This is a genomic window from Streptococcus danieliae (genome assembly GCF_009767945.1).
Taxonomy (GTDB): Bacteria; Bacillota; Bacilli; order Lactobacillales; family Streptococcaceae; genus Streptococcus; species Streptococcus danieliae.
Map to the genome: position 1 here is coordinate 1 of NZ_WSRS01000065.1, position 10,038 is coordinate 10,038.

Here is a 10,038-nt window from a genome sequence, read left to right on the forward strand (position 1 = left end):
TAGTTGATTTCCCAATTGTGACAGTTTTTCTAGAAGTCGTTCATCGTCGGAAAATAATAGCATGATAGTACCTCGTTCATCTTAGTAGTTCTATTATCTCATAAAATTTAGGGAGTGAAAATAAAGAAAAGCAGGTATTTCTACTGTAGTGGAACCATCAGCAGTTAAAAACAACTGCTAGATGGCGGAGATTTTGAGACCTTGGCTCAAAATTTAGTGATGAGACTCCGAAGGAGACTGCTCACGTCCGCACTACCAAATAGGAATACCTACTTATTTGAAATAAGGCGACAATAAGTATGAGTTTTTAGAGGTGCCCTTAAAGCTAGGCTTGATCGGTCAAAAATTGTCTAAGAATGAGCAACATAAGAAGGAAGAACAGGTTCTTGAGCGTGTTGGTTTGTCTTATTTGAAGCTAGATAAGCCGATTTTTGAGTTGTCTGGTGGTGAGGCTCAACGCGTTGCTCTAGCAAAGCTAATCTTAAAAGACCCACCATTTATTTTGGCAGATGAACCGACAGCTTCTATCGATCCTATGACATCTCAGTTGATTATGGAAATTTTACTTTCCCTTCGTGCCCCTAATCGGCTAATAGTCATAGCAACTCATAATCCAGTTGTGTGGGAGCTGGCTGATGAAGTAATCACAATGGATTCTTTGCAGGATTTAGATTTATAGGAGTAGATACTCGCTACCATAAGGGTCTTAGCCTTGTGCTAGGACTCTTTTGCCATACAAAAAGCCGTGTGGCTTGTTTCCACACGGCTGCTTGATTTTATTCTCCTTGGTAGGCTTCAAGTTTCCAGTCGATTTTGTCACCGTCTTTGAGTTGGACGTCCTGGGCACCTTTGTCACTCATTTTACCATTCACATCGAAGAGCCAGTATTTTTGCTCGTCTGGTTGTTGGCTGACACCGTTGATGGAGGTTACCAAGCCGTTTTCTTCTTGGATATCCATTTGCGCTTTCATGACGTCTAGCAGTTTGTCGCCTTCTTTGAAGGAAAGTTCAAAGGGGCTATTTTCGATAGCTTGACCGTCTTGGGTAACAGAAAGGGCAATTTTGGACTCCACAACCTGGCTGCTAGAAGCCGTTGATGAGGAGGATTCTGTAGCAGACTGGTTATTAGTTGCACAGCCTGTGAGGGCTAGGGCAGTAAGGGCGAGTAGGGTAAGTTTTTTCATAAAAAGACTCCTTATACTCTTTCTATTTTGAATTCACACGTCGTTAGCTTCGACTTGTCTAACTTTAGTTATGCCTGCGTCTCGCTGCCTAGTTTGAATTCAAAATAGTTTGAGCAATGATTTTAGATTGAAAGTAGTATTAAAAATGGTATTGTTTGCGTAAAACCTGAATCAGGGGACTTAGGATGGGTTCCAGGATCAGGTAGAAGAGGGCGTTGCCGAGGGCGTGGAGGAGGTCAAAAGGGAGACCTTGGAGATAGTAGGCCCAAAAATTGCTGATGCTGTAAGTTTGGGCGGAGAAAAAGGAAATGACAAAGCCGTAGAGGAAGCCAAAGAAGAAGGCAACCAGGGCAAAGAGGACCAAGCGGAGCTTGGGTTTGCTGGCCAGCCTCCTATGGAGGGGGCGTAAGCCATAGAGGCCAGCCATCAGAATGGTATAGGTCAGGATCTGGTAGATAGTCCAAGGTCCCATTCCCAAGAAAATATTGGAGATGAGAATGGTCAAGGCTGCCACAATGATGCCGTCTGCCAAGGTCAACTGGAGGGTCAACATCATTAAAATCGCTGTGACTGGCTGGATATTGGGGAGGCCGGCGGTGATCTGGCGTCCCACAAAACAAAAGGCTGCCATGACCGCCAAAAAGGCTAGGCGACGACTGGATCCTACACGCTTATCCATAGATATACCTCTTTTTCCGATTTCAAAATCATTTTAACATAGGCTTTTAGGCCCTGTCCAATGATTATGCTTTACAGCTGGTATTTTTGTGTTTATAATAGTAAGCGATTTCACAATAAAAGTAGTGGGGAAGGATGAAGAAAATGAGGCCAGTAATTTCCTTAAAAAGTGCCAAGCAAATCAGTGATCAGGAGCTCATCCTGTACCTAGCCGAACCTAGTGATCTAAACTTGGATCGGTTATCAACAGAAGTACAGGTCTGGGATACAGCTGGGGAACGACTGGAACTGGAGTGCGTGGAGTGGTTGCAGGAAGGCCGTTCGTTACGGATTCAGGCACACTTGGCCACGAATGCCGCAGCTCCTTACCGGGTGCAAGTAGGAGATTCTCAAGTGACCAGTTTTTTGGCCTGGCAGTTGCTGGATCAGCTTTCTGCCTATGAGGGGCCCTTGGGCTTGGAAGTCAGAGCTGGAGCGCGGCAGGTCCAGTTTCGCTTCTGGGCTCCTTCGGCGCAGCAGGTGGAGCTGGTTCTCTATGATAAAAAGGATGCAGATTTGGAGTTGGCGATTCTTCCTATGAAGGCAAGTTCTAAGGGGGTCTGGTTTTTAGAGCTGGATGCTGGAGCCGACTTGGGGTTGGCAGATTTACAGGGCTATTTCTACCACTACCAAATTCAGCGGGCAGATCAAGTGGTGCGCGTGTTAGATCCTTATACCCCATCCTTGGCGGCTTGGTCGAACCAGCAGCGGCATCGTGGTCTAGCTTATCAGGTAGCCAAAGGAGCCATTCTGGATCCTCGGAAAACAGGTCGAGGGGACCTGGCTTTTGCAGAAATTCCAGGTTATAAGAGGCGGGAAGATGCCGTGATCTATGAAGTCCATGTCCGTGATTTCACCTCTGATCCAGAAGTCCTGGATGAATTAGCGGCTCCTTTTGGTACCTTTCAGGCCATGGAAGAGCGGTTGGACTACATTCAATCACTAGGCGTGACCCATATTCAGCTTCTACCCGTTCTTAGCTATTATTTGGCAGATGAATTCCAGGCAGGTCAGGGGCTGTGGGATTATGCTTCTGGAGGAACTAATTATAACTGGGGTTACGATCCCCAGCATTATTTCGCTTTGACAGGGATGTATTCTGTAAATCCGGCAGACCCAGGCTTGCGGATTCAGGAATTGAAAGATCTCATTGCGGCCATTCATGCGCGGGGAATGGGAGTCATTTTGGATGTGGTCTACAACCATACAGCTCAGTTGGGGATTTTTGAGGATTTGGAGCCTCATTACTATCATTTTATGGATGCGGATGGGGAGGCCCGAACCAGTTTTGGTGGTGGTCGTCTAGCCTCGACTCATACTATGACCCGCCGGCTGATGCTCGATTCCATTGCTTATTTATTAGATGTCTATAAGGTGGATGGTTTCCGTTTTGATATGATGGGGGACCATGATGCGGAGACTCTAGACCAGGTAGCTCAGTTGGCTCGGGAAATCAACCCTCAAGCCTTGATTCTGGGAGAAGGCTGGCGGACCTATGTGGGTGACGAGGACGATTCTAGACCAGCAGCCGATCAGGATTGGATGGATCAGACCGATCAAGTCGCTGTTTTTTCAGACCATTTCCGCAATAGCCTTAAGTCGGGCTATCCGACAGAAGGGGAGCCGGCCTTTCTAACCGGAGGTGCGATCAAGATTCATGACCTCTTCCAATCGCTGAAGGCTCAGCCGACCAATTTTAAGGCTGATCAGCCGGGTGATGTGGTGCAATACATTGAGGCACATGATAATTTGCCCTTGTTCGACATCATTGCCCAATCGATTCAGAAAGACCCGGAGGTCCCAGCCCATTTAGCTGAGATTCACCGGCGGATTCGTCTGGGCCAGCTGCTCTTGCTGACAGCCCAAGGGACCATTTTTCTCCATGCAGGTCAGGAATACGGCCGGACCAAGCAATTCCGCCATCCGGACTTCGAGGAGCCGGTTGCTCCAGCCCTGGCGCCGCATAAGTCCTACCTGCTAGAGGATCAAGCAGGCCAGCCCTTCCGCTTTCCCTATTTTATTCATGATTCTTACGACGCCTCTGATGCAGTGAACCGCTTTGACTGGTCCAAGGTCCGCGATGCCGCTAGTCACCCCGATGCCCTGAAGACACTGGCCTATACTCGTGGTTTGATTGCCTTGCGAAAAGCAGAAGGGGTATTCCGCCTGTCTGATCGCAAGCAGGTGGATCAAAAGGTCCAGCTCCTCACCCCAGGGGATCGGGAAGATCTGTTGATCGCCTATCGTTTCCTTTTGAATCCGGCTGAATCACTGGTCGTAGTGGTCAATGCCGATGACCAGCAGCGCTCCCTGTCCCTTGCCCACCTAGCCGATGCTAGCTCAATCCAGGTCCTGGTTGATGGCGAACAAGTTAATCTAGCAGGGATTCCAGCCGCGCAACAAGTCGGCTTCCGGATTCAAGGGACAGACTTGATCCTCCAAGCCTTGACCGGAGTGGTTCTGAAAATCCGCCTCTAATGTGGTATAATTTTCCTAACTAAAAATGGAGAGAGAACTATGGCAGAGAAAACCATTGTATTTAAAGTGGGGACATCTTCCCTAACCCAGGAGAATGGTCACTTGGACCGGATCAAGATCGCCCGTATCACCAATCAGTTGGCACAGCTCCACCAGCAGGGACACCAGATTGTATTGGTGACATCGGGCTCCATTGCGGCAGGCTTTCGCCGCTTGGGATTTGCGAAACGACCGACCAAGATTGCTGAAAAACAAGCCTCTGCTGCAGTCGGGCAAGGACTCTTGATTGAAGAGTATAGCCAGAATCTGATGAAGGACGGGATTGCGACAGCCCAGATCCTCCTGACCCAGGATGATTTTGCGGATGCCAGACGCTACCAGAATGCTTCGCAAGCCCTGCAGGTTTTGCTCAAGCAACGAGCCCTGCCCATTATTAATGAAAATGACACCATCGCCATTGAGGAAATCAAGGTCGGGGATAATGATACCTTGTCAGCCCAAGTGGCTTCCCTGCTCAAGGCCGATCTCTTGGTTTTGCTGACAGATGTGGATGGTCTCTACACAGCCAATCCTAATCAGGATCCAGAGGCCCGGCACCTACCTGTAATTGAGCAGATCGATGAAGAGCTATTTGCCATGGCAGCAGGGGCTGGTTCTGCCAATGGAACGGGTGGGATGATTACCAAACTACAGGCGGCTGCTCTTGCGACCAAGTCCGGAGTTCCAGTTTTTATCTGTTCCTCCAAAGAAGATACAGCCCTTTTGCAGGCTGTCACGCAAGCGAATCGCGGCACCTACTTCTTACCTCAGGACCAAGCCATGAATCAGCGGAAACAGTGGATGGCCTTCTATGCTCGGGTAGACGCCCTAGTCGAAGTTGATGCCGGAGCAACCAAGGCCCTCTTACAGGAGGGACGCAGCTTACTGGCGGCAGGAGTGGTGCAAGTGGAAGGCGAATTTGAAGCAGGTCAAGTGGTTGAAGTCTACAGTCAGGAATCGCATCAATTAATTGGTAAGGGACGTGTCCGCCTGGCGTCCGCTGACTTGGAAGCAGGTAAAGCAGAAGGACTCTTGATCCATCGTAATGATTGGGTCAGTTTATAGGAGGGATTATGACAAGTACACAGGAATTATTGGATTCACTTTTGGAGCACAAGGCCTCCATCAATGTTGCCAGCAGCCAGGTGAAAAATCAGGCCTTAGCCGCTATGGCAGATCAACTGGAAGCGCAAGCGGATGCCATTTTAGCCGGCAATGCCCTTGATATGGCTGCTGCCCAGGGGAAAATCAGTCCGGTCATGCAGGATCGTCTGCTTCTAACCCGCGAACGGATCGCTGATATGGCTGCAGGCATTCGGGCCTTGCTTGATTTGCCAGATCCGGTTGGTCTGGTGTTAGAGGAGCGCGTGCGTGAAGATGGCTTACAAATTCAGAAACGCTCGATTCCCTTCGGTTTGATCGGCATGATTTATGAAAGCCGCCCCAATGTCACCTCGGATGCCGCTGCTCTGGCGATCAAGAGTGGTAACGCGGTAATCCTTCGTGGTGGTAAGGAAGCTTTCAACTCTGCCCAAGCCATCGTCAAGGCCTTGAAAACAGGTTTGGAGCAGGCTGGAGTCCATCCAGGAGTCCTAGAGTTGGTGCAGGACACAAGCCGAGCCTCCGCCCAGGAACTGATGACCGCCAAAGGCAAAATTGACCTCCTGGTTCCACGTGGTGGAGCCGGCCTCATCCAAGCCGTTGTCGAACAGGCGACTGTTCCCGTAATTGAAACAGGGACAGGCCTCTGCCATGTCTATATTGATCAGCAGGTTGACCTGGAGATGGCAGTCGCTCTGGCCGTCAATGCCAAAACCAGTCGTCCCTCTGTCTGCAATGCAGCCGAAGTACTCCTAGTCCACCAGGACATTGCAGCCGATTTCCTACCAGCCTTTGAAGCTGCCCTAGCTGATAAGGTCGAATTGCGGGCGGATGCCTCTGCTCAGCCCTACCTGCAAGCAGCTATCCCAGCTGGTAGCCAGGATTTTGATACCGAGTTTTTGGATTACATCATGGCTGTCAAAGTCCTCCCATCGCTGGAGGCTGCCATCAGCCATATCAACCACCATTCCAGTGGCCATTCAGAAGCCATTGTGACCACCGACACCCAAGCCGCCGATCTTTTCACCCTCCTAGTTGACTCGGCAGCTGTTTATGTCAACGCCTCCACCCGTTTCACAGACGGAGGCGAATTTGGCCTAGGCTGTGAGCTCGGCATTTCCACCCAAAAAATGCATGCACGTGGTCCCATGGGACTCAGCGAAATGACAACCTACAAGTATGTCATCAGCGGCCAAGGCCAGACCCGCTAGGAGGTGCCCATGAAAATTGGATTTATTGGTACCGGAAATATGGGAGGTGCCCTGGCTCAAGCTGTCGCGCAAGTCCCAGGCCATCAAGTCCTCCTCAGCAACCACAACCCAGCCAAAGCCCATACTCTCGCACAACTGACAAACGGAACCCTCCTAAGCAACCAAGACCTGGTTAGCCAAGCCGATGTGGTTTTTCTAGGCGTGAAACCCTACCTCCTAGCCAGCCTAACCCCAGACCTAGCCCCCCTAGCTAAACCAGAGACAGTCTGGATATCCATGGCAGCAGGTGTCCCCTTAGCTAGCCTAGCCCAGCACTTGCCCCTCGATCACACCATCCGCATCATGCCCAATACACCCGTAGCCATCGGCCAAGGCATGACCACCTACAGCCTAGCCAACCCAGACCTAGCCCCCCTCCTTGAACACCTACTCGCCGCAAGTGGCCGCCTCATGCAGCTTCCAGAAAACCTCCTAGACGCAGCCACCGCCCTCGCTGGCTGCGGCCCCGCCTTCGTCTACCAAATGATTGAAGCCCTAACCGACGCAGGCATCGAGCAAGGTCTCAAACCCTCAGACGCCCAAGCCCTAGTCGCCCAGACCCTCCTCGGTACCGCCCAGATGACCCTCCAATCCGATAAACACCCCGCCCAACTCCGCCAAGAAGTCACCTCCCCAGGCGGCTCCACCATCGCAGGAGTTGTCAGTCTAGAAAAACACGGTTTCCGCGCCGCTCTCATGGAAGCGACCAAAGCAGCTGTCCAAAAAACCAAAGAACAGGGCCAGTAGAAAGCCCCCTGCTCCTGCAATCGTGAAAGGAGAACTTAGCTATGTTTAAATTCATGTTGGAACTGATCATTTACGTGATGATCGGCAAGATTGCCTTACCCATCTTCGAAAGTTTACCGATCAATGTTTGGCTCGCACGACTCTTAGCTGGCTTGGTTGTGCTATTCCTTGGTATTTTGATGGAAATCCGTAAAGCAAAGGCCGAAAAGAATAAAGAAGATTTGTCAACATGACTATTCGAGTGTAATGTCAACCCTAAATCGGACACTTTTTATAAGGAGTTTTCATCGTTCACTCCGGCTTGACCTTGAGTCTCCTGAGTAGTGATTTTACCGGCTGACAAAGCTGCCATAAGCAGCCTTTGGAAAACCAGCCTATCACTACTCAGCTCAACCTCAAGCCGGAGCTAGTTTGCTTCAAGCTTTGAATGTTAATGGCGACAAATTGTTCAGTGTAGAATGTTTACGCTTGTGATTCCACCAATGAATATAATCGTGTGTTAGTAGGGCAAGTTGTTCTAAGGACTTAAATTTGTACGCATTAACAAATTCAGCCCCTCTGTCAGTATGGAAAACTTCAACTTTATCAAGATCATATGGAATACTTTTCATCGCATCAAGTACCAAATCTGCATTCTTGTTAGAGCCGACTGACCAACCAACAATTTCACGATTATACAAGTCAAGAATAAGACACGCCTAACACTATTTTCCACTTGCTCTGATATAAGTTAAATCTGTAGTGAGTTTTTGCATCGGTCTATCTGCACTAAATTCTTGGTTTACAATATTTAGTAAATCATCTTTATTTGAAGCATTCTTGCCGGGCTTAAAAGCAGTAAGAGTATATTTGGAAATCAATTTGTATTTCTGCATAATTTGACCAATTTTACGACGATAAACAGTAATTCCCTGATCCTCAAGATCGGACTTAATGCATCTAGTCCCATAGGTTTTACGGCTACTCTCGAAACTTGATTTAACTTTTTCTTCTAGGTCTGTATCAGATTTTTTAGGTTTTGAATGGGAAATCATGAAATGAATCAATCTTTTATCAAGTTTTTAATCTCTCAAGTATTGACTATACTGGCAGGAGTATTGCTGGATATGGCTTTAATACTCTTTGTTTATCAAAAGAGTCAGTCCTTATTTGAGACGAGTATGATTCTAGTAATTAGCTCAGTTGCAAAAATATTGGGCAGTATTCTACTGTCCAACCTATTTGATAAACTCTCAGCCAAGGGAATTATGGCAGGAACATCGTTGTGTAAAATTTTTCTTATCATGGTGTTGGCGGTGACCTATACGAGTATCCCTACTGTATTACTGATGACATTTTTGTTGAGCTTTATAGGGAGCGCTCTCTCACCTGCACAGGGTGTCTTACTGGCACATATTGCTATGGATGATAGAGTTCGTTTAAATGGAATTTTCTATACTGTCATTCAAATATTTCAGACAGCTATTTGGACTCTTGGTATACCAGTTGTTTTAGTGCTCAAACCATTCGTAGTGTTTTACCTCATCATCATTTTGTTGCTTCTATCGGTAGTTCTTTTGCGGCAAATTGATGTCAAATATAGGGTACAAGCAGACTCGCTCTCGTATCGTAAGAGAGTGCGGCAAGGATGGGATGATTTATTCCATATTGCAGAATTGAGAAATGTAACCATTATGGACACATGTGAGTCCATTGCGAATGTTATTTGGACACAAACCTTTCTCTTATTTTTTACTACTAGTTTTTTGGGCTTACCAGAGGAATGGTGGGGCTTTCAAGGAGCAGCCTATTTTGTTGGATCTATATTAGGTGGTATTATCAGTATCAGGTACTCTAAAGCTGTTTCTAGGTTGGGAGGAAAAGTTATTTTTGGTTCATCACTCCTAGTTGCTATTTTGACAGGTATTTATGCTTTTAATAAAATTGCCTGGTTTGCTTTGGTTATTAATTTTTTAATAGGGATTCCTTACCAAATCAGAGATTTAGTCCAGCAATCGTTGATACAAGAAAATTCACCCACATATTCTGTCGGACGTATTTTTACTTTACGACAGCTTATTTTAACGATTACTTCATCGAGCTCGTTACTAATCTTTAGTTATTTAAGTAGCCAAATTGGAATACAGTCTATTTACCTGATTGCAGCGTTTATTTATTCTGCTGTAACAATTTGGATTTTCTTAAGGGGACCTCTAAAAACCCCAGTTTTTCTTCAAATTGAATCACTCAAACCTTGATAAATCAACATTTAGATTTTCAGAAATTTAGTTTTTAGAGGTGCCCTTAAATAGAAAAATAATGAATCCCGAATTATTCATAGATAACTAAAAAAACTTCCAGAATCCCTGATAGATCAAGGTTTCTAGAAATTTTTGATTTTCACCCATTGGGTGAGACATATGACTGGACAAAAAAAGGGTTCCCCTTTATGATATAAGCATCAAAAAAATCACAATCAGAAAGGAAACCCATATGTTTAGTCTAACAAATAACAGTTCTAAAAACAACACTTTTTCTTTCGA

At 47.0% G+C, this 10,038-nt stretch carries 10 protein-coding genes and 1 pseudogene; 7 read left to right on the forward strand and 4 right to left on the reverse strand.

Annotated elements, in window-relative coordinates:
• Positions 1 to 307 precede the first annotated feature (307 nt).
• Positions 308 to 679: pseudogene (locus tag E5983_RS06955) on the forward strand (ATP-binding cassette domain-containing protein); the annotation flags it as partial.
• A gap of 97 nt (positions 680 to 776) precedes the next feature.
• On the opposite strand, the gene E5983_RS06960 reads toward E5983_RS06955, so the two are convergent.
• The gene (locus E5983_RS06960) at positions 777 to 1,184 is read right to left on the reverse strand and encodes a DUF4430 domain-containing protein (RefSeq protein WP_160333155.1); all 408 of its coding nucleotides are present in this window, start codon (positions 1,182 to 1,184) and stop codon (positions 777 to 779) included.
• Between the two features lie 139 nt (positions 1,185 to 1,323).
• Complete coding sequence (locus E5983_RS06965; RefSeq protein WP_160333156.1) at positions 1,324 to 1,863, reverse strand: ECF transporter S component; 540 nt, start codon at positions 1,861 to 1,863, stop codon at positions 1,324 to 1,326.
• 143 nt (positions 1,864 to 2,006) lie between these two features.
• On the opposite strand from E5983_RS06965, the gene E5983_RS06970 reads away from it, so the two are divergent.
• From E5983_RS06970 to E5983_RS06990, 5 genes are read left to right on the forward strand one after another with little or no spacing between them, the layout of a single operon-like run.
• Positions 2,007 to 4,379, forward strand: coding sequence for a pullulanase (locus E5983_RS06970; protein ID WP_160333157.1), 2,373 nt, complete (start codon positions 2,007 to 2,009; stop codon positions 4,377 to 4,379).
• A gap of 39 nt (positions 4,380 to 4,418) precedes the next feature.
• Entirely contained in the window at positions 4,419 to 5,483 is a 1,065-nt protein-coding gene (gene proB, locus E5983_RS06975; RefSeq protein WP_160333158.1) for a glutamate 5-kinase, read from the forward strand.
• Positions 5,484 to 5,491: 8 nt separating this feature from the next.
• Positions 5,492 to 6,730, forward strand: coding sequence for a glutamate-5-semialdehyde dehydrogenase (locus E5983_RS06980; RefSeq protein ID WP_160333159.1), 1,239 nt, complete (start codon positions 5,492 to 5,494; stop codon positions 6,728 to 6,730).
• Between the two features lie 9 nt (positions 6,731 to 6,739).
• Entirely contained in the window at positions 6,740 to 7,516 is a 777-nt protein-coding gene (gene proC, locus E5983_RS06985; protein ID WP_160333160.1) for a pyrroline-5-carboxylate reductase, read from the forward strand.
• Positions 7,517 to 7,557: 41 nt separating this feature from the next.
• Positions 7,558 to 7,749, forward strand: a complete 192-nt coding sequence (locus tag E5983_RS06990) for a hypothetical protein (RefSeq protein WP_160333161.1) — start codon at positions 7,558 to 7,560, stop codon at positions 7,747 to 7,749.
• A gap of 183 nt (positions 7,750 to 7,932) precedes the next feature.
• Here E5983_RS06990 and E5983_RS10200 read toward each other — a convergent pair whose 3' ends face one another.
• Together E5983_RS10200 and E5983_RS07000 are read right to left on the reverse strand one after the other, a co-directional pair.
• Positions 7,933 to 8,205 (reverse strand): IS3 family transposase, encoded by a 273-nt coding sequence (locus E5983_RS10200; protein ID WP_373683178.1) that lies wholly within the window; start codon positions 8,203 to 8,205, stop codon positions 7,933 to 7,935.
• Between the two features lie 15 nt (positions 8,206 to 8,220).
• Positions 8,221 to 8,550: an IS3 family transposase gene (locus tag E5983_RS07000; RefSeq protein ID WP_160333163.1), complete on the reverse strand. Its 330-nt coding sequence runs from the start codon at positions 8,548 to 8,550 to the stop codon at positions 8,221 to 8,223.
• 3 nt (positions 8,551 to 8,553) lie between these two features.
• On the opposite strand from E5983_RS07000, the gene E5983_RS07005 reads away from it, so the two are divergent.
• Positions 8,554 to 9,753, forward strand: coding sequence for an MFS transporter (locus E5983_RS07005; protein ID WP_160333164.1), 1,200 nt, complete (start codon positions 8,554 to 8,556; stop codon positions 9,751 to 9,753).
• Positions 9,754 to 10,038 lie beyond the last annotated feature (285 nt).

Coding starts and splice junctions, on each gene's coding strand:
- E5983_RS06960 (WP_160333155.1), bottom strand. CDS start 1,184: ATGAAAAAACTTACCCTACTCGCCCTTACTGCCCTAGCCCTCACAGGC.
- E5983_RS06965 (WP_160333156.1), bottom strand. CDS start 1,863: ATGGATAAGCGTGTAGGATCCAGTCGTCGCCTAGCCTTTTTGGCGGTC.
- E5983_RS06970 (WP_160333157.1), top strand. CDS start 2,007: ATGAGGCCAGTAATTTCCTTAAAAAGTGCCAAGCAAATCAGTGATCAG.
- proB (WP_160333158.1), top strand. CDS start 4,419: ATGGCAGAGAAAACCATTGTATTTAAAGTGGGGACATCTTCCCTAACC.
- E5983_RS06980 (WP_160333159.1), top strand. CDS start 5,492: ATGACAAGTACACAGGAATTATTGGATTCACTTTTGGAGCACAAGGCC.
- proC (WP_160333160.1), top strand. CDS start 6,740: ATGAAAATTGGATTTATTGGTACCGGAAATATGGGAGGTGCCCTGGCT.
- E5983_RS06990 (WP_160333161.1), top strand. CDS start 7,558: ATGTTTAAATTCATGTTGGAACTGATCATTTACGTGATGATCGGCAAG.
- E5983_RS07000 (WP_160333163.1), bottom strand. CDS start 8,550: ATGATTTCCCATTCAAAACCTAAAAAATCTGATACAGACCTAGAAGAA.
- E5983_RS07005 (WP_160333164.1), top strand. CDS start 8,554: ATGAATCAATCTTTTATCAAGTTTTTAATCTCTCAAGTATTGACTATA.